This is a genomic window from Vibrio sp. OPT41 (genome assembly GCF_015163595.1).
GTDB classification, from domain to species: Bacteria; Pseudomonadota; Gammaproteobacteria; order Enterobacterales; family Vibrionaceae; genus Vibrio; species Vibrio alginolyticus.
In genome coordinates this window covers 30,869-53,461 of the sequence record NZ_JADDYH010000009.1, presented here as the reverse complement: position 1 = coordinate 53,461, position 22,593 = coordinate 30,869, and the positions used below count along the sequence as shown (strand labels likewise).

The 22,593-nt window shown below is 43.8% G+C and carries 26 protein-coding genes; 13 read left to right on the top strand and 13 right to left on the bottom strand.

Annotated features, from left to right (window positions below; translation table 11 throughout):
- Positions 1–4: 4 nt before the first annotated feature.
- The 3 genes from IQP38_RS00920 to ppiC form a co-directional block, all read right to left on the bottom strand.
- A complete protein-coding gene (locus tag IQP38_RS00920) occupies positions 5–766 on the bottom strand; it encodes an ATP-binding cassette domain-containing protein (protein WP_193837191.1) in 762 nt (253 codons plus the stop codon).
- A gap of 173 nt (positions 767–939) precedes the next feature.
- Positions 940–2,244: an MATE family efflux transporter gene (locus IQP38_RS00915; RefSeq protein WP_193837190.1), complete on the bottom strand. Its 1,305-nt coding sequence runs from the start codon at positions 2,242–2,244 to the stop codon at positions 940–942.
- Positions 2,245–2,588: 344 nt separating this feature from the next.
- Complete coding sequence (gene ppiC, locus IQP38_RS00910) at positions 2,589–2,930, bottom strand: peptidylprolyl isomerase PpiC (RefSeq protein WP_080276970.1); 342 nt, start codon at positions 2,928–2,930, stop codon at positions 2,589–2,591.
- A gap of 214 nt (positions 2,931–3,144) precedes the next feature.
- Here ppiC and IQP38_RS00905 point away from each other — a divergent pair, with 214 nt between their 5' ends.
- Positions 3,145–4,059 (top strand): chemotaxis protein, encoded by a 915-nt coding sequence (locus IQP38_RS00905; RefSeq protein WP_005385059.1) that lies wholly within the window; start codon positions 3,145–3,147, stop codon positions 4,057–4,059.
- A gap of 80 nt (positions 4,060–4,139) precedes the next feature.
- Here the strand turns inward: IQP38_RS00905 and IQP38_RS00900 are convergent, their stop codons facing one another.
- The 4 genes from IQP38_RS00900 to hutW form a co-directional block, all read right to left on the bottom strand.
- Positions 4,140–4,676 (bottom strand): ATP:cob(I)alamin adenosyltransferase, encoded by a 537-nt coding sequence (locus IQP38_RS00900; RefSeq protein ID WP_053303815.1) that lies wholly within the window; start codon positions 4,674–4,676, stop codon positions 4,140–4,142.
- Between the two features lie 97 nt (positions 4,677–4,773).
- Entirely contained in the window at positions 4,774–5,304 is a 531-nt protein-coding gene (gene hutZ, locus IQP38_RS00895; RefSeq protein ID WP_005375331.1) for a heme utilization protein HutZ, read from the bottom strand.
- A 56-nt stretch (positions 5,305–5,360) separates the two neighbouring features.
- Positions 5,361–5,864 (bottom strand): heme utilization cystosolic carrier protein HutX, encoded by a 504-nt coding sequence (hutX, locus tag IQP38_RS00890; protein WP_053303816.1) that lies wholly within the window; start codon positions 5,862–5,864, stop codon positions 5,361–5,363.
- Positions 5,865–5,896: 32 nt separating this feature from the next.
- Complete coding sequence (gene hutW / locus IQP38_RS00885; protein ID WP_025768508.1) at positions 5,897–7,267, bottom strand: heme anaerobic degradation radical SAM methyltransferase ChuW/HutW; 1,371 nt, start codon at positions 7,265–7,267, stop codon at positions 5,897–5,899.
- 160 nt (positions 7,268–7,427) lie between these two features.
- Here hutW and IQP38_RS00880 point away from each other — a divergent pair, with 160 nt between their 5' ends.
- From IQP38_RS00880 to IQP38_RS00855, 6 genes are read left to right on the top strand one after another with little or no spacing between them, the layout of a single operon-like run.
- On the top strand, positions 7,428–8,174 hold the full coding sequence (locus IQP38_RS00880) for an energy transducer TonB (protein ID WP_080773752.1): 747 nt from the start codon (positions 7,428–7,430) through the stop codon (positions 8,172–8,174).
- Positions 8,174–8,872 (top strand): MotA/TolQ/ExbB proton channel family protein, encoded by a 699-nt coding sequence (locus IQP38_RS00875; RefSeq protein WP_005375324.1) that lies wholly within the window; start codon positions 8,174–8,176, stop codon positions 8,870–8,872. Before IQP38_RS00880 ends, IQP38_RS00875 begins: the two co-directional genes overlap by 1 nt.
- Positions 8,869–9,282, top strand: coding sequence for an ExbD/TolR family protein (locus tag IQP38_RS00870; RefSeq protein WP_005375322.1), 414 nt, complete (start codon positions 8,869–8,871; stop codon positions 9,280–9,282). The genes IQP38_RS00875 and IQP38_RS00870 overlap by 4 nt, the downstream gene beginning before the upstream one ends.
- Positions 9,283–9,310: 28 nt before the next feature.
- Positions 9,311–10,180 carry a heme/hemin ABC transporter substrate-binding protein gene (locus IQP38_RS00865; protein WP_193837189.1) on the top strand — a complete coding sequence of 290 codons (870 nt, stop codon included), beginning with the start codon at positions 9,311–9,313 and terminating at the stop codon, positions 10,178–10,180.
- Between the two features lie 9 nt (positions 10,181–10,189).
- On the top strand, positions 10,190–11,227 hold the full coding sequence (locus tag IQP38_RS00860; protein ID WP_005375318.1) for a FecCD family ABC transporter permease: 1,038 nt from the start codon (positions 10,190–10,192) through the stop codon (positions 11,225–11,227).
- A complete protein-coding gene (locus IQP38_RS00855) occupies positions 11,227–12,009 on the top strand; it encodes a heme ABC transporter ATP-binding protein (protein ID WP_005385036.1) in 783 nt (260 codons plus the stop codon). The genes IQP38_RS00860 and IQP38_RS00855 overlap by 1 nt, the downstream gene beginning before the upstream one ends.
- Positions 12,010–12,121: 112 nt before the next feature.
- Here the strand turns inward: IQP38_RS00855 and IQP38_RS00850 are convergent, their stop codons facing one another.
- Positions 12,122–12,583 carry a TetR/AcrR family transcriptional regulator gene (locus tag IQP38_RS00850; RefSeq protein ID WP_005385033.1) on the bottom strand — a complete coding sequence of 154 codons (462 nt, stop codon included), beginning with the start codon at positions 12,581–12,583 and terminating at the stop codon, positions 12,122–12,124.
- 607 nt (positions 12,584–13,190) lie between these two features.
- Here IQP38_RS00850 and IQP38_RS00845 point away from each other — a divergent pair.
- On the top strand, positions 13,191–13,490 hold the full coding sequence (locus tag IQP38_RS00845; RefSeq protein WP_005375307.1) for a YfcZ/YiiS family protein: 300 nt from the start codon (positions 13,191–13,193) through the stop codon (positions 13,488–13,490).
- An 88-nt stretch (positions 13,491–13,578) separates the two neighbouring features.
- Here IQP38_RS00845 and IQP38_RS00840 read toward each other — a convergent pair whose 3' ends face one another.
- Positions 13,579–13,851 carry a YnjH family protein gene (locus IQP38_RS00840; RefSeq protein WP_005375306.1) on the bottom strand — a complete coding sequence of 91 codons (273 nt, stop codon included), beginning with the start codon at positions 13,849–13,851 and terminating at the stop codon, positions 13,579–13,581.
- A gap of 319 nt (positions 13,852–14,170) precedes the next feature.
- Here IQP38_RS00840 and IQP38_RS00835 point away from each other — a divergent pair, with 319 nt between their 5' ends.
- On the top strand, positions 14,171–14,770 hold the full coding sequence (locus IQP38_RS00835; protein WP_025998668.1) for a hypothetical protein: 600 nt from the start codon (positions 14,171–14,173) through the stop codon (positions 14,768–14,770).
- A 74-nt stretch (positions 14,771–14,844) separates the two neighbouring features.
- Here the strand turns inward: IQP38_RS00835 and IQP38_RS00830 are convergent, their stop codons facing one another.
- Positions 14,845–15,954 carry a 1-acyl-sn-glycerol-3-phosphate acyltransferase gene (locus IQP38_RS00830; RefSeq protein WP_005385027.1) on the bottom strand — a complete coding sequence of 370 codons (1,110 nt, stop codon included), beginning with the start codon at positions 15,952–15,954 and terminating at the stop codon, positions 14,845–14,847.
- 191 nt (positions 15,955–16,145) lie between these two features.
- Here IQP38_RS00830 and IQP38_RS00825 point away from each other — a divergent pair, with 191 nt between their 5' ends.
- Positions 16,146–16,754: an AraC family transcriptional regulator gene (locus IQP38_RS00825; protein ID WP_193837188.1), complete on the top strand. Its 609-nt coding sequence runs from the start codon at positions 16,146–16,148 to the stop codon at positions 16,752–16,754.
- A gap of 127 nt (positions 16,755–16,881) precedes the next feature.
- Here IQP38_RS00825 and IQP38_RS00820 read toward each other — a convergent pair whose 3' ends face one another.
- Together IQP38_RS00820 and IQP38_RS00815 are read right to left on the bottom strand one after the other, a co-directional pair.
- A complete protein-coding gene (locus tag IQP38_RS00820; RefSeq protein ID WP_017635276.1) occupies positions 16,882–17,364 on the bottom strand; it encodes a hypothetical protein in 483 nt (160 codons plus the stop codon).
- A gap of 14 nt (positions 17,365–17,378) precedes the next feature.
- Positions 17,379–17,912, bottom strand: a complete 534-nt coding sequence (locus IQP38_RS00815) for a nicotinate-nicotinamide nucleotide adenylyltransferase (protein WP_005375300.1) — start codon at positions 17,910–17,912, stop codon at positions 17,379–17,381.
- Positions 17,913–18,090: 178 nt separating this feature from the next.
- Here IQP38_RS00815 and nadE point away from each other — a divergent pair, with 178 nt between their 5' ends.
- Positions 18,091–18,921: an ammonia-dependent NAD(+) synthetase gene (gene nadE / locus IQP38_RS00810; protein WP_005375299.1), complete on the top strand. Its 831-nt coding sequence runs from the start codon at positions 18,091–18,093 to the stop codon at positions 18,919–18,921.
- 100 nt (positions 18,922–19,021) lie between these two features.
- Here the strand turns inward: nadE and IQP38_RS00805 are convergent, their stop codons facing one another.
- The gene (locus IQP38_RS00805; protein ID WP_193837187.1) at positions 19,022–20,839 is read right to left on the bottom strand and encodes a hybrid-cluster NAD(P)-dependent oxidoreductase; all 1,818 of its coding nucleotides are present in this window, start codon (positions 20,837–20,839) and stop codon (positions 19,022–19,024) included.
- 267 nt (positions 20,840–21,106) lie between these two features.
- Between IQP38_RS00805 and IQP38_RS00800 the strand changes: the two genes are divergently transcribed.
- Positions 21,107–21,271 carry a YqaE/Pmp3 family membrane protein gene (locus IQP38_RS00800; protein WP_005375297.1) on the top strand — a complete coding sequence of 55 codons (165 nt, stop codon included), beginning with the start codon at positions 21,107–21,109 and terminating at the stop codon, positions 21,269–21,271.
- A gap of 155 nt (positions 21,272–21,426) precedes the next feature.
- Positions 21,427–22,455 carry a dihydroorotase gene (pyrC, locus tag IQP38_RS00795; RefSeq protein WP_042521573.1) on the top strand — a complete coding sequence of 343 codons (1,029 nt, stop codon included), beginning with the start codon at positions 21,427–21,429 and terminating at the stop codon, positions 22,453–22,455.
- Positions 22,456–22,593: the final 138 nt, after the last annotated feature.

Sequence of the window (22,593 nt, the reverse complement as noted above, 5' to 3'; positions counted from 1 at the left end):
GAGGTTAAGGCAGCAGTTGCGCAAGTTGTTGGCAGAAAGGATGCGAACTTTGCTGAATGGCTTGCCATGGTGCGCCATAAGCCACCATGGTGTTGTCCGCAATCACCAAGACTTTGTCACACGCCAAAGCCGCAGATAGGTCGTGCGTGATCAACAAACCACTGATGTTGCGTTGCTGAACACTACTGCGAAACAACTCAAGGATCTCCGCTTCGGTGATTGGATCGAGCGCACTGGTGGGCTCATCCGCGATGATCAAGTTGGCACTACCAAGCAACGCGATCGCAATACAAATACGCTGGCGCTGACCACCAGATAGCTGGCTTGGATGCTGCGCCAATGCTGCTTTTGGATCTGCAAATCCGAGTTGAGACAACAAGGTCGTCACCGTGTCTCGGTTTGCTGAAGACAAGCGTGTTTTGTTGCCCGTCAATGCCAAACACAGTTGTTGTTCGACAGACGCCAATGGATTCAGCGCTTTAAGTGCATCTTGGAAAATGACCGCAGGACGCTGCGATTGACTGCGTTGCAGCATGGCAGTTTGTGCGACTTCACTGCTGTTAAGCTGGATACTTCCGTCTACCCAAATATCAGACGGCAAAAAACCTGCGACGGCTTTCGACAACATGGATTTACCAATGCCGGAAGGTCCCATAATGGCAAGAACTTCACCTTGAAACAGCTCAAAAGAAATGTCTTTGAAGAGTGTGCGTTCTGAGTCTATAAGGCTGAGATTATTAACGGAGAGTATTGGTCGAGAAATCACGGCATCAAACTAAATGTAATAATATAACATCACAAATAATATCATGCGGGTTAAAGCAAGGAAACCAGTCGGAAAGGTTATTTCATCACCTTTTTCAGATTTATCAACAAGGGCAGATAGCTCCCCCCCTTGTGATAAGAACATCTAAGTTAGGTCATTTGTGACAGTGTGTATTAAAGACACTTTTGTTTAACTTGACCGAGGTATGGAAACAAGAAGACAAAGCGCCCAACGTAGAACAACGTGAATGCCAGCCATAAACCGTGGTTGCCCCAATATTGCACCGCAATAAATTGAGTCACTAAGAACAACACCATGGTTAGAAAGGTAGAGTTACGCACTGGTCGCGTCGTCCCTGTACCGGTAAAGATTCCGTAAAACGTAAGACCAAAACCAGCAACCAACGGGAATGCCAATAACCAAGGGCTCATGTCCAAATACAGCTCAACAAGATTTGGCAAAGTGGTAAATAACGACACCACTTGGTGTTTGAACTGCACTAGCAGCAAGGTCAAGACAACAACGAACGCTGCGGTCCATTGCGTGTTTAGCTTAATCACGTTATCAAGCAATGTCTTATTCTTCTGCCCTACTGCTTTACCTGCAAAGACGCTCGACGCATTCGCCACACCGTCGAACATGTAGCTGACGATAAAGGTCACTTGCATCAAGATTGCGTTCGCAGCAAGCACATCAGAACCAAGCTGAGAGCCTACACGCGCCATCATGTTGAAGAACACCAATAGACACACAGTACGAAGCAGCAGATCCATATTGGAAGACGCGATGACTTTGAGATCTTTACGCGTCATTTTTGCGGTCTGAATGTAATCAAACAGCGGGAAGCGACAGGTTTTCAACACCAGCACTGCACCGATAACAAACGTCGAGATTTGCGCGATAAGTGTCGCCACCGCAACACCAGCAATCCCCATATCGAAGTACAACACAAATACGATATCCAGCACGATGTTCAGCACGTTACCAAACACTTGCGTGAACAAGGTTTCTTTGGCTTTCGCCTGCCCCATCAACCAACCAATCACGGTGTAGTTCAGCAGTACAAATGGCGCACCAAAGATCATAATATCGAAGTAAATCTTAGCGTTTTCGGCCACGACTGCATCAGGGGAGATAATCAGCTCTGCCCCCATCCAAATCACGGACTGCAACGCAATGAAAATCAAGCCAAGGCAGAGCGAAAGCACGAAAGGACGCAATAAGCTACTCGCTTGATCCTCTGGGCTATTTTTACCTAATGCGATTGCACTTTGCCCGGTAGTACTGACGCGGAAGAAGCCAAACAGCCAATACAAGGTATTCATGATGACGGTGCCGATCGCTACACCACCAATCATCTCAGCCACACCGAGTTTACCGATCACCGCGGTGTCCACCGCCCCCAATAATGGTTGGGTAACAGTAGAAACGATGAAAGGAAATGCGATTTTAAAATAGTCTTTATGAGTCAGGGACATCTTAAATTATGAACGGGGTTAATTTTTTATAAGGTCGCTATCATATGCGAATGGCGTCCGAACATGAACCAAAGTTCGCCAGCAAGGAATAGCATTGATAATTGATACAACCAGCAAACGTATTCTCATACCAAAGCTTGAAATAGGATAACGACTTATGAGAAAAGCCAAGTTAACTGCATATAAATGAGTTTCTAGTTTGGAAAGATTAGCGTTTGGTTGAGCATGGCAGATCAGAATGTATCTGCCATGTCATAACGGTAGTGATTGGTGAAAAGAGACCGTACAGATGATATTTAATGCTTGTGGGTTTCATCTGACAATGTTTAGGTCGATACCAAGCCTTATGTTCTGTAAAGCACCTTTACAACATGCCAACCGAACTTGGTTTTAACTAAATGCGGCGTTAACACTTCGCCAGAAAAGCACACTTTGTCGAACTGAGGTACCATTTGACCACGGCGGAATTCACCAAGGTCACCACCGCGTTTGCCTGACGGGCAAGTTGAATACTTCTTCGCTAATGTCTGAAACTTAGCGCCTTTTTTCAGTTGCTTGATTATGTCTTCCGCTTGCTCTTTGTGCTTCACAAGAATATGTAATGCGGCTGCTGTATTTGCCATTGATCTATCTCTCACTATTCTGGTCGCGCAAGTGTACCCAATCCTTTTTAACAGACCAAACATTTCTTAATAATAGCTCAGCGGTAAAGGCCCCAATACACGAGGAATATAAAATCGTCTACATAATGAGTTTAAAATACAAACAAGTTTTGCTCAGTTAATCACTATTCTCTAAAAGATTGTCTAAAAAGCTCACATTTGTCTCTCCGATGGTTGAAGCCTTCGTCTGATAAGATTAGATTAGACACAATTCGGTGGTATTTATAAGGTTATTTTCATGGCAAAAGTCGTAAGCAAAGCGAATCAGTCTCAGGGCATGTTGATGTTTAAGCTCACCCTGCAACAGAGTTTCGCTATCGGTACGCTAAAAGTCCGTGAAATCGTCCCATACATGCCAACGACGAAGATCCCTTACTCGCATCATCACGTCATTGGAACAGTTACGATACGTAACTTAACAGTACCAGTGATCGATATGTCAGCAGCTGTTGGCTTTCGTCCTATAAGTGAAGAAGAATATAAAAGCTGCTACTTGATCGTGACAGATTGCTTGCGAACCGTGGTTGCTTTTATGGTTCGTAGTATAGAGAAGATCATTGAGTGCGATTGGAAAGCTATTGAAACGCCACCTCCGAGCGCTGGAAAAAATATTTTCGTGACTGGAATTACTCGCTACGAGGACAAAACTGTTCAAATGCTGGATGTGGAGCTGCTACTTTCCAAAATTTATCCGCAGTACGAGAATTCAAAGATCCCAATGCTGACAGATATTGAGCGAGAACGCCTAAAAGCACTCAGTATTCTATTGGTGGATGACTCTTCCATCGCTCGTAAACAGCTGTGTGACGCACTCGATAGCATCAATATTGGGTATCAAATCTGTAAAAATGGTTTAGATGCATTGGAACTGATGAAAAGTGACGCTGCGGCTCATCGCCCAATTGATATTCTGGTCAGCGATATTGAAATGCCCGGATTAGACGGTTATGAGTTAGCATTTGAAGTTCAGAATAATTCCTCTCTGAACCATTCATACCGCATTTTACATACATCGTTATCGAGCGAAATCTGTGTAGACAGAGCTCACCAAGTTGGCGCGCATGAGGCACTTGAGAAGTTCAATGCTGGAGAACTAATCGAAGCGATGCTTCGCGGAGCAAAAGAGCTAGAAGCCAAAGCTATGACTTCTTAACTCTTATTGGACGAGTTGATTTGAGAATATAATGCAGTGCTTGTCCTATCCCTGATGCTCACATCCGCTAATTTCTCAGCTCACTTCTTTGGCATCGCGTAACTACGAGAAACGAATTCCGTCTCTTTGACTTGGTGAGCATGATTAATATAAGAAGCTAGGCTGTAAAGTACATTCGCTAATAAGTTCGCGTAACGAAACAAAATAGGTGAGGGCTGCTTCTTACCTGTATGTTCAACGGCAACTAATGCTCGTACCGTTTTTTTAGCTTGGCAACGGCACAAATGCAATTGACTGGCTGCCGAGTGCCCTCCGGGTAGAACAAAGCCTTTGAAGCCGCCATCAATACGTTGCTTGAGCAAAGCATAATCGGCCTTTAACTCTTCAACTTCCGCTTCTGTAATCGCTAATTTTCCGCGAACCGAACCATTTAGATGATAAACATTAGGCTGCATTCTTGTCAGTATATCGCGGCTAAACTCGTCCAATTCCATAGCGAGAACAAGGCCAATACGACTACAAAGTTCATCTGCTGTAATTTCAAAGTCACAAACCGGACTGTCCTCGTAAATAAACGGATAGCAAATCTCGCTCAATTCCTTGCTTACAGGTTTCATGCTTTTGTTCCAATATAAAAAAGGGAGTCAGTATAACCTAACTCCCTTTAAACGTTCATTATGCCAAATGATCGACATTCATATGATCGGTTTACAATCAGGCACTTTCGACTTTCTTGTGACCTTCTTGAAGGTGAACAAAATCGACTAAATCATCACCAGACACTTGATACGCCTGACCAAAACCTTTAACAAATAGCCCCGATTCTGGCTTTAAGTTGAACAAAACGAAATCCTCTAGCTGGCTTAGACCATCAATAATCTCACCAAAACGCTCTTTCATTTGTCCAACAACTTGTTGCCACATCTCTGTGTCTCGCTCAACTACATTTGCTACCGCATCAAAAGTTAAGCGCTTACGAGCAAACAGCTGCTTTGAAGACTCTTCATCTTCGATCATCATCAATGAAACATTTGGATTTTCTAAAAGGTTACGGGCATGACGAGCGATTTTAGAAATGAGAACGAAATAACCTTCCTGGTTTTGGACATAAGGCGCGTAGCTTACATTCGGGCGACCTTCTGCATCGACAGTTGCAAGCTGAAGTGTACGACGCTCCTGACGGAACTCTTTGATCTCTGGCCCTAAACGACCTTGCAAACGCTCTTGTTTAACTTGTTGATCCATATTGATACCTGACTTTACTAATTAGTATTCGAGTTAAGCCTCGATTATGTTTGTGATTACTTTTTTAATTCGGCTTGTAGGGCGCGAAATTCGGTTACTTGCTCTTCAATCAACTCGCGCTTTTCGTTACGGCCTAAATAAACCTTGAAAATATTGCTTCCGCACTCTGAGAAAAAACCAAAATAGTGACTCTCTCTACCCATAAACGGTTTACTGACTAATGCGACATTTTTAACGTTATCTAATTTAAGGTGGCCGTGCAGTTCACCTTCTCTACCCATTAAATTGTAATAGCCACGCGCCACTTTTCCTTTTGGAAACGGCGCTTTAACTTCAAAGATAGAACCAAAAGAGTGGACGATGGTCGTCACCGGGCCAAAACCAACCAAACTTTCTAAGATGCTTTGCGCTTGCTCTCCTGGTGCAATAGCCACCATTTCCTGAGGTAGAGCCGCAACAACCTCAAACTCGGAAATGCCAAGACGCTCTGCCATCGCAGCTGGCAATAATTGTGGTTCTTGCTCTAGTAATACTTCAACTTGTTGCTTGATTGATTCCATTGTGTCTTCCGTTTTTGTTCAATTTGTTTTCATTAATTATTGGATGCTTTCGGTACGGTTTCGTTCATCTCTGACGTGAGTACCTGAATACAACTTTGAGCCAATGACACAGCCCAGAAGCTGCCTGCAAGAGTAAGGACTGCGCTACGTTCATGTAGTTGTACTAAGCCTTTCGCTTGCCACACTTTAAATAGAGGCAATAAAAACCCGAACGCGTCCTCTCCCATAAATGATGGAAGTTGATTTGCTTGAACAATGCCACGGTCAAACGCAGATTTGAGTGCAGAAAAAAGTGGTTCTAGAGGGCTTTGCTTCATCATCATCGCGATGGTGCTTTGACCTTCTTTGACCGCTTTAATATAGGTCTCTAGTGTGCGGTGTTGCATCATCCCGTAGCCACCGATATTACCTCCAGCACCACAGCCAATTGGCAATACCTCTGCATAAGTCTTGGCTAAACTATTGTATAAACTACGCTCGCGGTTATCGATTGCCCAATGGTTCACACTCAGTTGCTTCATATGGTGTTTGGCCATAAAGTTCACACCGAGCTCATACATTCCCGCTTTTTCTGGTGTGGTCGCAGGTGGCGGGATTTTTCCCTTTTCTACGAGGTTGAGCATGGGAGCTGACCCACCAACCACTAACTGATACAAGTCCAGTCCGTGTGCGCCAGTCGAGAGGAAATCATTTAAATCTTGCTCTAACACTTCTTTGGTTTGATAAGGTAAGCCATAGAGTAAATCAATAATGACCGGAATTTTGTCTTCTTTGGCGATCTCGCTCACCCGTTTGAGGACATCTTCTCTATCATCTAAACGTTTTGCGCTGCGGCGCACTTGTGTATTAAAACTTTGCACACCAAAAGAGAAACGATTAAACCCACCGTCTAAAGCGCCTTGATACAACTCATCAGAAAAACGATTGATGCGACCTTCTAAGGTGATTTCGCAGTCTGCGGCCAAAGGAAAGTGGTCTCGGATAGCCTGGCCTAACACACGAACCTGTATTGGAGATAAATCCGTTGGCGTTCCGCCCCCGATATATACGGCGTGAAAAATACCATTTTGTGTCCAAGGTAATGCCGCTTTCTCTCTAAGCTCCTGCATTAATGCTTCAAAGTACTCATCAACCAGTGTGCGACTTGCAGCATTTTGAAAGAAGTTACAAAAAGTGCAACGAACGCGACAAAACGGAACATGAATATAAAGACAGCGCTTATTGGTCGCTTTAATTGAGTTAGCCGTAATACTCGAAAAAATCGCCTGTTGTTGAGACGAGGGCACAGGTACGCTCGCTCCCCCGGCATGTGCAGAATGCTTCTTAACAAAAGCAAATCGCAATGGATCAGGACTATCACTGCCCAACACTGATTCATCAAGCTTATCGATATCGACGCTCATATATACTCGCTTAACTCCCATCATGTAAGGGATGGAAGCTGATCTTAAAAATTCTGCAAGAATCATAATTTGAGCGTAATGATAATGCAATTGATAATTGATCTTATTTCCATTGTAAGTAATAATCTTCCCAAGTTTTCATAGTTTCCCGAGATATTCCGTGAACGTACAAAGATATGTCATTGCAGGAGGTGCTTCCCTTGTCATCCATGCCGCACTTCTTTTTGTTTCTCAAGAGACAAAGGTGTTCGCGATGCCGGCTGGAAACCCAGCAAGTTCGGTAAGTCTAAATCTTGTGTCTGCTCCTCCCGCTGTCGAAAAATCTACACCAGAAAATGTAGCGCCATCAAAAGAGCAGCAGCCTCAAGACCAACCTGAACCAGAAAAGAAAATTGTAAAAAAACAGGTCGTCAAGAAAGACGCTGTTAAGAAGAAGGTAGTAGAGAAAAAACCTGAACCGGTTAAACAATCTAAACCTAAAGCGGTCGAGCCCACCAAAACCGTAACAAAGCAAAAGGTTCAGCCCGAAGCGAAACCAAAGAAAAAAACGGAACCAGTGAAGAAAGAGACGGTAGCTCAACAATCCGCACCTGCGAGCCAATCCAAAGGGGCAACGTCTCAGCCTGTCTTGGTCGACAAACCAACGTTTGTGAGTCAACCAACACAACCCCGTTACCCAAGATCTGCACAAAGACGCGGTATTGAGGGTGTAGCCTTGTATGAGATATGGCTAGATGAGAATGGTAACCAGATTAAACAGGTTTTGATTGAGTCTTCCGGCACAGAGTCGCTAGATGCCTCAGCACTTCGTGCGATCAAACAGTGGCAATTTACACCACATATTTCAGGTGGGCTAAAAGTCGCTCACCGAGTACAAGTACCTGTTCGTTTTAAGTTGGATGGATAATGGAACAACTACAAGAATTACAAACTCAATTTGGGCTGATGACATGGCCTTTGATCATTTGCTCAGCTCTAACGGTGATGATCATCGCCGAGCGATTATTCCATGTGTTAATTAGCCTTGGTGTAGGAAAGCGAGCCATTCGCCAAAAGCTCACAGGATTAGACCCAACAAATGGGAGCGAGCTTGAAGCACTTGCTGAAGAGTTGTCGAATAAGCGGCCGCTTCTGTACCGTGGTGTTGCGATGTTGCTTGCTCATCATTCTTTCTCGAAATCTTTAAGAGAGGATGCCGCAGGTATTTGGCTGCAAGAAAAACGCCATCAGCTGCATTCCGGCCTTCGTTTGCTGACGCTGATTGGCGTCATCAGCCCTTTAATTGGCTTGCTTGGTACGGTACTTGGCTTAATTGACATGTTTAAAGGCATCGCGGTTTCAACGGGGAATATCACTCCGAATGATTTGGCTGACGGCCTAGGTCTTGCTATGCGCACCACTGCCGCGGGTCTCATTATCGCACTTCCTGCCATTTCAGGAGCGCAGATCATTGGTTTGTGGGCGGATCGTGTAATCGCCAAGCTTGAGCACACTTTAAACTACGTCAACTTATGGCTTGAAGGTATCTCGTTACAGCATGTCTCGCCAGACCACTCAAAAGTAACACTGCGCTCTTCTGAGAAGATTGAGGCAGCAACTAAATGATTAAAACACCACAAGAAAATAGTCGTAACGGTTTAACCCCCGATTTAACACCGCTGTTAGACATTATTTTTATCGTCATGGTTTTCCTGATGTTAACCGCAGCGGTCAAACTCGATTCATTAGACGTCAATTTACCGAGCACAGAATCTCAGGCTGTTGCAGATGTCGATAAGCAATCCATCACGGTAAATATTCTTAAAGACGAGCCTTACTGGGCTATTAACGGCAAGACATATATCGATTGGGACAACTTTACCCTCGCGCTGTTAGAAGAGAGTAAGTCAAGCGATAAACCGATTGTAATTGGAGCAGAAAAAACCGCGAATATTCAGTCGCTAGTACAACTTCTCGGCTTTTTACAAGAAAACGGAATTCAAGCAACTCAGTTACTCACTGAAGAGCCATCATAAAAATAAGTAAGATAGAGATCCTTTCAAAATGAAGAACACACGCATCACTATTCATGCTGTTATCACGGCAGCTATTTCCCTACTCGCGAGTAGTCAACTTTTTGCCAATGAAACGCCATCCTCAGAGCGCGTTGTTAGCGCAGGCAGCGCCGTCACTGAACTCTTGCTTGAACTCGACGCTAAAGATAGCTTGGTTGCTATCGACGTCACCAGTCAATTACCAAAAGGGATGGAACTGCCTAAAGTGGGCTACCATCGTCGTCTTTCAGCGGAGGGGTTGCTCGCCTTACGTCCGACAAAAGTCATTGGTTCTGATGAGATGGGGCCGAAAACAACATTGAGCCAATTGAAATCGGCTGGCGTAGATGTAGAAATTGTTAATACTGATGCAAATGTCGAGGGCCTTTATCAACGTATTGATCAAATTGCGAACCTTATGGATCGCAAGGCTCAAGCTGAAAGCTTAAAGCAAGATGTCCAGGCGCAAGTACAAGCACTCAATGCAAACCAGCCTAATCAAGCAAAGAAAAAGAAAGTGCTCTTTCTGCTGATCCATGAAGGGCGACCTGCAAATGTTGCGGGCTCACAAACGACACCCGATGCAATTATTCAACTCGCCGGCGGACAAAACCCAGCCGCTACACAACTCTCGTCTTACAAGCCTCTATCCACAGAAGCGATGGTAGAGATGCAGCCTGACGTGATTCTTGTTAGTGGTCGCAGCTATGAAACGTTGGGTGGTGCCGATGCAATTTTAAAAGCAATGCCGCTTCTTGCTGCAACACCCGCTGGAAAGAACAAAGACATCATAACGATTGATGGCCATGCTCTGGTAGGTGGTTTGGGCCTTAAAAGCCTTGCAGAAGCTAAACGCTTGAATGCACTGCTTTACCCATAGAGACATGACATGTTGTTAAGACGCATCCCCCTTTCAACGACGTTATCAGTGCTTAGTGGATTTTTAGCATTTATTGCTATCGCCTCTATTACCGTTGGCCCAATGAACATTAGCTTTGCTGACAGTTTGCGTAGCCTAACGGGAGGCAGTTCTGATCTCGCTCCTCACATTCAGTTGGTCATTAACGAAATCCGATTGCCTCGCACCATTTTGTGTATGTTCATCGGCGCCATTTTGGCAATTTGTGGTGTGGTTATGCAGGGCTTGTTCCGTAACCCATTAGCCGAGCCTGGTATCATTGGTGTGTCTGCTGGCGCTGCTCTTGGTGGTGCATTCGCTATTGTTGTATTTGCTGAATTTAGCCAAAACTATCCGCAACTAATGAACTTAGCGGCTCTGCCTCTTTTTGCTTTCCTTGGCGGTGCACTAACGACTATTCTCGTTTATAAACTCGGCACAAGTAAGTTTGGTACCTCAGTTACAATTATGTTGTTAGCCGGCGTTGCCATCAGTGCGCTCTCGGGTGCTGCGATTGGCTACATGAACTTTATCGCAGATGATCAGATGCTGCGAGACTTGACGCTTTGGTCGATGGGCTCATTAGCTGGTGCAAATTGGTCAGGGATTGCTCTATCTGCTGTAACACTCGTCATCCTATTACTCTGGTTCCAGAAGAAGTCGATGGCGCTGAATGCTCTGTTGTTAGGGGAATCAGAAGCAAGACACTTAGGAGTTCCGGTTCAAAAACTCAAACGTCAGCTTATTTTACTTTCTGCACTGGGTGTTGGTATTACGGTGAGCATCAGTGGTGCAATTGGCTTTATTGGGCTCGTGATTCCTCACTTAGGGCGCATGCTCGCTGGGCCTGACCATCGAACGCTATTACCAATATCTGCCTTAATGGGAGCACTGCTTCTTACTGCCGCAGATATGTTTGCTCGTGTTGCCGTGGCACCAGCTGAATTACCAGTTGGAATCGTGACCGCATTGATTGGCGCGCCCTTTTTCATCTACTTATTGTTCCAGCAAAAAGGGAAGATTTTGTAATGAACCAGATCGTTTTATCGGGGAAAAACATTTCGATGACGTATGGCAACCGTGTGGTGCTCGATGACATCAACATTGATATCCGAGCTGGTGAAGTGACCGCCCTACTCGGCCCCAATGGCGCAGGTAAAAGTACTTTGCTCAAGCTTCTATGCGGTGAGATCTCTTCGAATCATCACATCACCTACTTCGGTAAACAAAAGCATGATTGGGAGCCTGAAAAAAGCGCCAAACATATTGCAATGCTCCCGCAGCACAGCACCTTAACCTTCCCATTTCTAGCCAGAGAAGTAGTAGAGCTGGGGGCAATACCGCTATCACTGTCCAATAAAGAAACCACTAAACTGGCTTTACATTACATGGAACAAACCGACGTATTGCATTTAGCAGAAAGCCTGTACCCGTCTTTATCTGGTGGAGAAAAGCAACGACTGCATCTAGCACGAGTGATGACACAACTACATCAATCTGGCGAAAAACGAATCTTAATGCTTGATGAACCTACCTCAGCGTTGGATCTCGCCCACCAACACAACACGTTAAAGATTGCTCGTGAAACGGCAAAAGCACAAAACGCAGCGGTGGTTGTGGTGTTACATGACTTGAATCTAGCCTCTCAGTACGCAGACCGCCTTGTACTCTTGCATAACGGGAAACTAGTTTGTGATGACACGCCATGGAATGCACTAACGTCAGAGCGCATTGAGCAAGTTTATGGCTATCGATCTATTGTGACAAAACATCCGACGCTAGACTTCCCTCAAGTGCATGCCGCAGCATAAAGCGTATCTCCTCTAAGCCGTCTCTAAAACACTTCGATACGACAAAGGCCCGCAATATGAGAGTTGCGGGCCTTTGCTTTGATAGTGGCAGAATTTGGTGCTTTAAAGGCTATTACTTGCTCATTTGGATCAATGATCGACCAATCAACCACTCAAGCTCTTTGTCACCACCCGCACCAAACTGGCTTTCAACCATTTTGTATAAGCGGTCAATACCATTAGCAGCAAATTCTTGCGCATTTTCAGCGGTGACAATGTGATGGAATAGCAGTCGTAAAATCGCGAGAAACTCAGCATCTTCCAGCGCTTTAATCCAACTTTGTGAAAATGCATTTAATCCTTTATCAAACTCTAAGTGTTCAATAAACATTTTAAAGATACGGCCATCCAGTGCGGCGGTGAAGTCCGTTTTCTTAGGGAAGTGATGGCTAATACCGGTACGCGATATACCTGTCTGCTGGCTTAGCGTCGTGTACGACATTTTGTCGTAACCTAATCTGAGTAGCTGATCAATAACGGCATCCATGATCTTTTGGATAGTGATTTCGGTATCTTCTTTACTACGCTTTGGCATATTTTAAGCTCTTCTCTTTGTAAATCCATCTAACTCACTATTAAATGAGGCCAGAATGAAATCATTCTTAGCATTATACCCGGCTCGCCGATGCGGTTCGATTAGCGAAAACCTAGAAATCAGGTTGCTAAGCGCTGCACTTGAAAGCGCTTTGGGTATATGTATTGCGACTATTTAATATCATGTCGAGTTCCAAACCATAACGTCTTTACACTGCGTAATGTGTAATTTTCAGTTATGTTTTTGTCAATACATGCTACTCAAAATAAGGCGAAAAGTTAGTCTCATCAAAACCTTGCGCCAATTATTCATCGAAACTATTCAAAGACCAAGAATGATAATTATTAAAAATAATCAATCAAGAAATAGTCTTATAAATTAACCATTAGTTCAACTGGACTGAGCAAAATCTCGTCACTATGTTCGTTAATTGATTTTAAATGTTGATATATATCACATTAACGTTCTTGATGATTTAGTAATCCAATCTTTAACCCTTACTTAACAAGTGCCTATTCTGTTCCTTTTTTACGCAAAAGTCGTCATTTTTGTAGATACAGATCAAATACCTGATAGAATACCCTTAGTATTTACAAGAGGATTCGTTATGAGTGTCGAATTAGAAAAAAACCAAGTATGTGAGGCCTGCGGCTGTGCTGGCGAGATTGGCTTTATCATCAAAGAAGGTGACGAAGTTGCCGACGTAACGGTTTTCGCACAGACAAAAACAGAGCTAGAGTCTGAACTACAAAAATACATCGAGCTCGCTAAATCAGTATGTGCTGATGTTGAATACAATGTTTCAGAAATAACCGAAGAATCGAACCAAGCGACGGCTCGATTCAAATTTGAAGTAAGTGCTGAAAAACTTATCTTTGAATTAAAAACTCGCTCACTCGCGCGTTAATGAAAAAAGCGAGCATGATGCTCGCTTTTTATTTTTCCAATCTCTTAATCTTAAACCGCTCTAAATGAAACAGACAACTTCGGCGCGTTTATTTATCTTTTTTGAACACGACCCACTTTAACGAGCCATTGGTTTCAAAATCGTTCTCAGCGGTACACATCAGTAATACGCCTTCAACATTAATCACGGCCCCTGTGGTGTAGGCTTTATCATCGTAGTAACAGATACGCTGACCTACCTTACCGTCAGCAACTATTAGCGCTTTGTTTTCTGGTGTACTGTATGATTTAGCAAAAACGGAACCCGACAGCAGTACTGCAAAAACACCAGCGGTAAAAATAGATACACTTTTTAACTTCATGAAAATCTCCCTCAAACCTCAATAATACTAACAAGGACCCTTGTGAAGTTCTTGGAAGAATCTCATATTATTCAAATATCTACTGATATTTTTCTCACCTCTACACTTGGGTCTGCTTCACATTCAATCATTTAATTTATCTCATTTTAGTAAGCTTGAAGTTACTTAGCTCAGTAAAGAAGCGCACACTTTTAACGTGTATCTCTAATTTGAATATTTAAGTTATGAATCAAAAACTGTGAGCAAAAAATGCATAATAGGTTTATTTAAGTATAAGATAAGCACCTGTTGATCTCGGTATTTAACTAACTCTTTGACTATGCGTTTTGTTTCCCTATGCATTACTTCAATCCTGCTCTGCTCGTCTCCTTTGGCATATGAGCTAGATTACTATTCTAAGTTTGGTCACATCGATAATTACGGCAATCTTGATCTTAGAAACAAGCCTTACACCCAACTCCCCTCTGGCCTAGTGGTAAAGGGCAACTTAAACATCTCACAAACCCCTATCAAAACCTTGCCTAAAGGGCTTGATGTTGAAGGCAGTCTGGAAGCAACTAACAGCGCACTCAAAGTTATTCGCTCAGGAACAAAGATAAAAGGCTATGCAAACCTACTAGGTAGTAAGATCGAAAACTGGCCTAAAGGCATCAAACTAGGCGGTTACCTAAATCTGACAGATACACCGTTAAAAGCGCTTCCAGCTAAACTTCGAGTAAAAGGTGATCTAAGTGTTATTCGCACTCCCATTTCTGAACTTCCTGAAGGATTGGTGGTTGATGGTAATCTTTATATTGGAGGATCAGCGCTGAAAGTATTTCCAGACACAATGACGGTGAAAGGGAATATCTATTTAGGTGGTAACAGGATCACCAAATGGCCTAGCAATTTAACCCTTGGTGGCGCCGTCGCACCTTAAAGAGCAGATAAACAAAAGCCCCGGCAGGCCGAGGCTTTAAGGCATTCTGAATCAACAGAGTTCAGTGACGAAGATTACTCTTGGTTATTCACAGGATTAGCATAGCTCGCCACCAAATAAGGTCTTGCGCCTTCAGGTAGCTGATCCAACTTATCCGCGAGATGACGCTTAACCGCTTCCGTAATGATGCTCGAATCTTCATGCCCAGCAGCTAACAAGTTGATTGGGTACAACTTGTAGTTGTTGTGAATTTGGCGGTCGATTTCACCAGCAAGAGATTCCGGCGTTTCAAACTCTTGCTCAATCACATCACCAAACGCAACATGTACACGGCCTTTATAGCCAACGATACCTTGAATGATGCTTTCGATATCTTCAAATTCGCCTTTTTCATAGCGGCCATTTTCTGCTTTTTCGTACAGCTCTTTTGCTTTGGCAATGTCACATGGATCATTTTCATAGGCAATCGAGACAGGAACGATTTTCAGAGAACGCGTGTACTCACCAAAGCTGATCTTTTGTTTACGACCTTCAACATGGAACATTTTTAAAATCGCAGGATCAGTAAAGTCGTTTCCATCTTTAGCACGGCCTTCCTTTTGGGCAATCCAAATTGAATTGCCAGTATCAAGCGAATGTTTGATATAGCTTGAAAGTTGTCCCAATGCTTTCATCATTTCTCTAGGCGCTTTAGCAGAGCGCTTAACGATGAAGCTCTTATTGAGTCGCATCAATTCTGTCGCACATGGCTTCTTCAGCAGGTTATCGCCAATCGCTATACGAACTGTACGGTGCCCACTTTGGTACAAGCCATAGTTTACGAGCGCAGGGTCCATCGCAATATCACGGTGGTTAGAAACGAATAGGTATGACGTGTTTTTATCCAGCTTATCCAAACCAGAAAAAGTGACGCCATCCGTTGTCTTATTCAATGTATCTTTCAGATACTTCTTCACTTCAATCTGAATTGCTTCGACAGAATCAAGCTTGCTCCACTTAGCTTTCAGGTAGATGCGCAGGATCGGGCTCATTAGCGTTTTGAACCACGCTGCTTTATTAGCAAAGCGATGTTCTAGGATAGCAGTGATAAATTCATCATCTTGGATTAGACGATCCAGCGCTGCTGGAATTTCTTCGTCGTTGTAAGGACGAATTTCAATATAAGGATCGGTATTGGCTGTCATTGTTCATTACATATCAAAAAAAGCTGGCACATTTTACGCATAGTTTTGCTGACAAGCAGCATTTCAACCCATACTTTTAACATGGTCATACCAGTTAAGCCACCATTTATCATGCTAAAAAATTCTCTCAGCAGGTTGGAATCGTATGGGTTTAACGTTACCCTTAGCGCCAAAAAACACTGGTACTCATAATGAACTACGCAATTGAATTTCACGACGCTAAATACCCCTTTCTTGATGTAGCTGCGCGTAAAAAAGCACTGAAGCACAGTCTATTGTCTGTCATCGAAGGGTTAGCCGTCATTAAATTGGGTAAGCAGGAGTATGCCATTGAACCAGGCCAATATTTTTGGATTCCTCAAGGATGTTTGAGCTCCCTCACCTTTTTACCTAATTCTCGTGTATATCGTTGTGATTTTTCTGTGCGTTTAAATGACGACTTCTCACAACAAGCGGGCTTTGTGAAGCCTTCACCGCTACTAAAAGCGCTCGTCGAGAAGCTAGCAACAACTGCCGAACGCTCGGATCTGCAAACCGATCTACTGACAGTAGTAAGACATGAAGTATTGACGCTGTCTCCTAAACTAGCGCACTCAACGTTAACGAGAACCATCAATCAATGGACTCCTGGCTGTGACATTAATATTTCTAAAGAGCTTTGCTTGGTACTAACACTACGTGAAGCAAGAAAAATGAAACTGTCGGGGAAGAAGGAAGAGCAAATTGTTGACTCTCTTTTTGCTGGTAACACCGAAGAATATGAACAGCTTTGCTTTTTAGTCTTTGGAGAAGCGCTATAACTTGCTCTTTAACAAGCTACGTTTTCAGCATTACGTAGAGTTACGGATACAGAAAGTAGAGATTCAAGTAAAAGCAAAAAGGGCGTACATTGATAATGTACGCCCTTTTTTCATTTGCTTGAGGTGTCTAGAAAGGTACTTCTATCTGCATCATCCAGTCAGCGTCATAATATTCGTGCCAACGATAATCAAACCGCATTCTTGGCTGTCCGTCGGATTTATCACCAAAACCAACGCTGAACATCAACCCGTGACTACGAAGCCACTCTTCTGTATCCATTTTACTCTCTTCGTCTCGGAGCTCTTCCGGCATCCAAAAACCAAGACCAAAGTAATTCTTTTCTAAGTTTTGAGTTAGAAGTGGGGTGTCTTCCGGCTTAATCGCCCACTCCTCCCAATAGTTTTCTGTTGGTCCTTCAAGCTTCGCTTCCGCTGCATACCAAATCAATGCTTCAGTACTTAACACGCCGATGGAATCTAAAATTTCTTCACAGATTGGAAGCGTGTTATCTTCAAACACCACGGAACGATCAGAAAAATAGTTACACGCGGAATGAGCTTGTGTCACCACAAGCAGCGCACATGCACTAAATAAAACGACTCTGACCATGAAAATCTGACCTCTCAGTTCCCAGACAATGTTTCTCTGTATAAGCCTTTACTAAGTAATAAATCACGTACGGAAGGTGTTGTATAGGCGCCGATCTCTTCACCCTCGGCCAATGCTTTGCGAATATCTGTGCTTCTGACTTTTACTTTTTCAGGACATGCCATAACAGTCCAACGTTCCGTAATCTCTTCAGCTCTACTAAATTTAGCAAATTTGAAGAAATTATCAGGACCAATGACAAAAGTTATATCGGCAGTTGGGTAAATTTCTTGAATTTTTTCTAACAACGCATAGGTCGTCACACTTTGTCCAGGTTGGTATAAAGCTTGCTCTGCATCAGAACGCTGAACATTAGAAAGCCCCATATCTTTGATGAACGCGTCAACCATTTTGCACCGAGTTGGGTAATCAAGCATGTTCTTGCCCCAAGCGTGTGCAATGCTTGGCTCAAGTAGCACAAGATCAAAGTGGCTCAAAGACTCAATAACACTTTTATGCCCTAAACTAGGTGGGTTAAATGCACTACCAAAAATGGCGATTTTTTTCATATCCGGTGATTACCTGGTTGAAGAGAGTTTTCTAATCTGATGATTTCGGTATGATACTACTAATCTTTACAGCTTTTGACCCTAAAGTCGCGTTTAATGAGCCTCAACTGTATGGTTTATCACCATTTGAGCAAATGCGCTTTAGAGTCTGAAATATTTGCAGGAAAAGGAACCCTAAATGGAACAATCCATCCGTGACGAAATGCGCGTACTCCCTTCAATTGATCCGCATTTTGAAATTGAACGCCGTGTCGCTTTTATTAAGCGTAAATTGCAAGAAGCGGGCTGTAAGTCTCTTGTTCTTGGCATCAGCGGTGGCGTTGACTCAACGACATGTGGTCGTTTAGCTCAGTTGGCTGTAGACCAACTAAACGAAGAAGCGGGCAACAATAGCTACCAATTTATCGCAGTTCGCCTGCCTTACGGGGAGCAAAAAGATGAAGATGAGGCTCAGCTCGCTCTGTCTTTTATCCAGCCAACCCATTCTGTATCGGTGAACATCAAAGCAGGTGTTGACGGGCTTCATTCGGCTTCTCACGTTGCATTAGAAGGCACAGACCTTCTACCAACTGATGCAGCAAAAGTCGACTTCGTAAAAGGCAATGTAAAAGCGCGTGCTCGCATGGTTGCTCAATACGAGATCGCGGGCTACGTAGGCGGCCTTGTTCTTGGTACTGATCACTCAGCAGAAAACATCACTGGTTTCTACACTAAATTTGGTGATGGTGCTTGTGACATGGCACCATTGTTCGGATTAAGTAAGCGCCAAGTTCGTGAAGTGGCTGCTACATTGGGTGCACCTGAGCAACTAGTGAAGAAAGTGCCAACAGCAGACTTAGAAGAGCTTGCTCCACAAAAAGCAGATGAAGATGCCCTAAGCCTAACTTACGAGCAAATCGACGACTTCTTAGAGGGCAAACCTGTTCCACAGCAAGTGAGTGACCGTCTGGTAGCGATTTACAAAGCAACACAGCACAAACGCCAGCCAATCCCGACGATTTACGACTAAGCGATATTTTCAGCTCTCTTTAAAACTCAAAACGCTGCTAAAAATAGCAGCGTTTTTTTGTCTAGGAACAGTTTTTGTCGAAGGACAAAGTTGCTCTCGCCTAGTTGGTTACTGTTACGTCCGTCTCTGGCACAGCACAACACGCCAATACGGTTCCCATTGCACGCTCCTCATCAGTCAACGCGGGCACGTCCGGATGATGTACTTGACCCGACGTAAGCTGAACCTTACACGCGCCACATAAGCCAGCACGACAGCTATTGCTGATGACCTTCCCAGCATCTTCGAGCTGATCTAACAACGTTTTTTGGTTGTTGCCTACGACTTTAGTTCCATTAAAGTCAATAGCGAGACTTTTCTCTGGCTTTGACGTAAGAGAAGAAACTCCAAACGCTTCTTGATGGTAGTTTTCCTCTGACAGCCCTTTTCTTAGTAGAAGACTTTTTGCTTTATCCATAAAGCCATCCGGGCCACACACAAACACCTGCCGCTGTTCAACATCTTTGATTTGCTTAATGTGTGACAAACTTAAACGCCCTTTCAAACCAAACCAATCAACAGCAGGTTGCGTTAAACAGACTTTTACTTCTAGCCCTGGGTGCTCACGCTTTAACTGCTCCAACTCTGAGCGACAAGGAATATCATTCTCGGTGCGACATTGATGGTAGAAAACCACGTTATCCAACTGATTGTGATCCGCTAAGTAACGCACCATTGATAACATTGGCGTTACTCCGCTACCCGCAGAGAGTAACAGCAGAGGCTGCGCTTCATGCGTTTTAAGGTGGAACTGACCGTCAGGTTGTTCTGCCTCTAAAACATCACCGACTTGTAAGTTGTCTAAGAGTGAGTTAGAGACTCTTCCACCCGCGATACGCTTTACAGAAATAGCATAACGACCCGGGCGAGAAGGACTGGATGACAAGGTATAGCGTCGACCCACTTTCTTACCATCAATATTCACCTCTATTGGCAGGTGTTGTCCTGGCAAGTAATTAGGCAACGAACCTTTGTTTGGCTCTAACCATAAGGTCACAAAGTCTTGGGCAATTTCTTCACGCTCAACACATGTAAGCTTCATGCGCACTGGCGAGTTATCTGCGTAAAACTCCGGCTCTTTGTACTCCAATACTTCAACTTTATCGCCTTGACGAATAATGCCTTCATTTCGCGCGACAAGATTCTGGCCAAAGAACACACCACCGACACCGTTTGCACGGAACTGTTGCAAGGTTTTGAGCGGCTCTTTGCTCTCACGGAATGTGCCTCTTTGGGTATTCACCGTAGTCAGGATACAGCGCTCGCAAGGTTTGAGAGACTCAAACTCTACCTCACCGATTCGTATGCGCTTCCATGAATCTTCTTCAAATGGCTTAGTATCAGAGACAACTAAGTTAGTACGAAACTGATCCATTGAGTGTAGCTCTGAACTTCTTCGGTTCAGCTCATCAAGTGAAGCTTGGCTGATCACTAAAACCGGATAACCATCAGCAAAACTGACGTTTTGACCTAGCTTTTCACGGACACGATTCGATTGCTCACCACTAAACAACAACTCAACGCGCTGCCCCAACACACGACTAAACCAGTCATCTGCATCATCTGTCGTGGTATAGGCAGTAAACGTATCTTTCCAAACCGTTGCAGGTGTCTCCTGCATTTTGAAATCTTGGTAACGGATTTTAAGTGGCTCCATACCCAAACTACTAAACACCACTCCATCGGACAATAAGGCAGACTTAATGGTTACCATTTGCGGATACTTTCGCGCAGTGATCATCGAGCCATCAGCTTTCGCAATCATAAAGCGACGATCGAAGCTCAATCCTTGCTTCTCAACCCATACGGACGACAGCGATAATCCGCCAACTGACTTAACCGGAAAAACATTAATTTGGGATAAAACGGGTTGCGACATAGCCTTCTTCCTACGGGTGTTTTTTATTTGTTGCGGTATTGTATACTCAAATCACATTAAGTTGCAGAGTCTGCTGCCTCTTCATCCATTTCAACTTTCTCGAAACCATATTCTTATAAATTTGGTTTTAGTGACAAGTATTTACTACACTCAATATTCGCGTTTTTTAACACCGTTCTGACCAAATACCGTTTGATAAAGTGTGATACGACACACATAATTCACCCAAGTTATCACTACTCCCATTTATCGATTTGGAGCTTAATTATGGATACAAGAAAACTGGTTCTGATTTTGTTATGTATCTTTCTTCCGCCTGTCGCGGTGTTTATGGAGAAAGGTCTAAATAAAGACTTTTTGATTAATCTAATATTGACGTGTTTCTTCTTTCTACCAGGTACGATCCACGCGCTTTGGTTAACAATGAAGTAACCACTTACACTCTCACTCTTTATAAAATTGAAAAATGGGATGAAATATGAGGGCAATTCCTCTATCATCCTGTCGCCTAAGCGCAAGCGTTTGCTCAAAAGCAAATACGGCGCTTAGGCTCCAATCAGACAACTTTTCAATGGTGGGAGCAATTAATGACAACACTGACTATCACTCGTCCTGACGACTGGCACGTTCACTTACGCGATGGGGAAGTTCTTAAAGACACCGTTCGCGACATCAGCCGCTACAATGGCCGTGCGCTGATTATGCCAAATACCGTCCCACCTGTTACTACAACTGAGCTCGCCCTAGCCTACCGTGACCGAATTCTCAAAGAGCAACATGGCGAACAGTTTAAGCCTTTAATGGCGCTTTACCTTACAGATAACACGACACCAGACGAAATACGTAAGGCTAAAGCAACCGGACACATTGTTGCTGCCAAGCTCTATCCTGCTGGCGCCACAACAAACTCAGATTCCGGTGTGACCAATGCGAAGAACATTTATCACGTTTTAGAAGCGATGGAAGAAGTCGGAATGTTACTTCTGGTTCATGGCGAAGTAACACATCACGATGTTGATATCTTCGACCGAGAAAAAGAATTCCTTGATACCGTCCTCGCTCCTATCGTCAATGATTTCCCTAATCTTAAAATCGTACTAGAACATATCACCACCGCCGACGCAGCAAACTTCGTTAACAACGCCTCAGACAACGTAGCGGCTACCATCACTGCCCACCACCTTCTTTTCAACCGTAACCACATGCTTGTGGGTGGTATTAAACCTCATTTCTACTGTTTGCCAATTCTTAAGCGCGGAACCCACCAGCAAGCGCTGATCGAAGCAGCAACTAGTGGTAGCAAGAAGTTTTTCCTAGGTACAGACTCAGCGCCACATGCGAAAGGGGCAAAAGAATCGGCTTGCGGTTGTGCTGGTTCTTACACTGCACACGCTGCGCTAGAGCTTTATGCAGAAGTCTTCGAAAAAGAAGGCAAGTTGGAAAACTTGGAAGCTTTCGCAAGCTTCAACGGTCCTGATTTTTACGGCATTGCACGTAACACAGATACAGTAACGTTAGAAAAATCCGCTTGGGATGTGCCAGAAACGATGCCATTTGGCAATGATATCGTTGTGCCTATTCGAGCAAATGAACAGATCGAGTGGAAAGTGAAGTAAGTACTTTACTGACATTTCACATATAAAACAGGGTCATGCTTTTTGTAAAAAGAAGTCATGACCCTTGTTATTATCGTCTCATGTTTTAGATGTGATTATTGACCACGAAGCTTTTCAACCATCGTCCATACCGCCACC

Excerpts from the sequence above, each read along its gene's own strand:
- IQP38_RS00915 (WP_193837190.1), bottom strand. The coding sequence starts at position 2,244 with ATGTCCCTGACTCATAAAGACTATTTTAAAATCGCATTTCCTTTCATC.
- ppiC (WP_080276970.1), bottom strand. The coding sequence starts at position 2,930 with ATGTTTGGTCTGTTAAAAAGGATTGGGTACACTTGCGCGACCAGAATA.
- IQP38_RS00905 (WP_005385059.1), top strand. The coding sequence starts at position 3,145 with ATGGCAAAAGTCGTAAGCAAAGCGAATCAGTCTCAGGGCATGTTGATG.
- IQP38_RS00900 (WP_053303815.1), bottom strand. The coding sequence starts at position 4,676 with ATGAAACCTGTAAGCAAGGAATTGAGCGAGATTTGCTATCCGTTTATT.
- hutZ (WP_005375331.1), bottom strand. The coding sequence starts at position 5,304 with ATGGATCAACAAGTTAAACAAGAGCGTTTGCAAGGTCGTTTAGGGCCA.
- hutX (WP_053303816.1), bottom strand. The coding sequence starts at position 5,864 with ATGGAATCAATCAAGCAACAAGTTGAAGTATTACTAGAGCAAGAACCA.
- hutW (WP_025768508.1), bottom strand. The coding sequence starts at position 7,267 with ATGAGCGTCGATATCGATAAGCTTGATGAATCAGTGTTGGGCAGTGAT.
- IQP38_RS00875 (WP_005375324.1), top strand. The coding sequence starts at position 8,174 with ATGGAACAACTACAAGAATTACAAACTCAATTTGGGCTGATGACATGG.
- IQP38_RS00870 (WP_005375322.1), top strand. The coding sequence starts at position 8,869 with ATGATTAAAACACCACAAGAAAATAGTCGTAACGGTTTAACCCCCGAT.
- IQP38_RS00865 (WP_193837189.1), top strand. The coding sequence starts at position 9,311 with ATGAAGAACACACGCATCACTATTCATGCTGTTATCACGGCAGCTATT.
- IQP38_RS00860 (WP_005375318.1), top strand. The coding sequence starts at position 10,190 with ATGTTGTTAAGACGCATCCCCCTTTCAACGACGTTATCAGTGCTTAGT.
- IQP38_RS00855 (WP_005385036.1), top strand. The coding sequence starts at position 11,227 with ATGAACCAGATCGTTTTATCGGGGAAAAACATTTCGATGACGTATGGC.
- IQP38_RS00850 (WP_005385033.1), bottom strand. The coding sequence starts at position 12,583 with ATGCCAAAGCGTAGTAAAGAAGATACCGAAATCACTATCCAAAAGATC.
- IQP38_RS00845 (WP_005375307.1), top strand. The coding sequence starts at position 13,191 with ATGAGTGTCGAATTAGAAAAAAACCAAGTATGTGAGGCCTGCGGCTGT.
- IQP38_RS00840 (WP_005375306.1), bottom strand. The coding sequence starts at position 13,851 with ATGAAGTTAAAAAGTGTATCTATTTTTACCGCTGGTGTTTTTGCAGTA.
- IQP38_RS00835 (WP_025998668.1), top strand. The coding sequence starts at position 14,171 with ATGCGTTTTGTTTCCCTATGCATTACTTCAATCCTGCTCTGCTCGTCT.
- IQP38_RS00830 (WP_005385027.1), bottom strand. The coding sequence starts at position 15,954 with ATGACAGCCAATACCGATCCTTATATTGAAATTCGTCCTTACAACGAC.
- IQP38_RS00825 (WP_193837188.1), top strand. The coding sequence starts at position 16,146 with ATGAACTACGCAATTGAATTTCACGACGCTAAATACCCCTTTCTTGAT.
- IQP38_RS00820 (WP_017635276.1), bottom strand. The coding sequence starts at position 17,364 with ATGGTCAGAGTCGTTTTATTTAGTGCATGTGCGCTGCTTGTGGTGACA.
- IQP38_RS00815 (WP_005375300.1), bottom strand. The coding sequence starts at position 17,912 with ATGAAAAAAATCGCCATTTTTGGTAGTGCATTTAACCCACCTAGTTTA.
- nadE (WP_005375299.1), top strand. The coding sequence starts at position 18,091 with ATGGAACAATCCATCCGTGACGAAATGCGCGTACTCCCTTCAATTGAT.
- IQP38_RS00805 (WP_193837187.1), bottom strand. The coding sequence starts at position 20,839 with ATGTCGCAACCCGTTTTATCCCAAATTAATGTTTTTCCGGTTAAGTCA.
- IQP38_RS00800 (WP_005375297.1), top strand. The coding sequence starts at position 21,107 with ATGGATACAAGAAAACTGGTTCTGATTTTGTTATGTATCTTTCTTCCG.
- pyrC (WP_042521573.1), top strand. The coding sequence starts at position 21,427 with ATGACAACACTGACTATCACTCGTCCTGACGACTGGCACGTTCACTTA.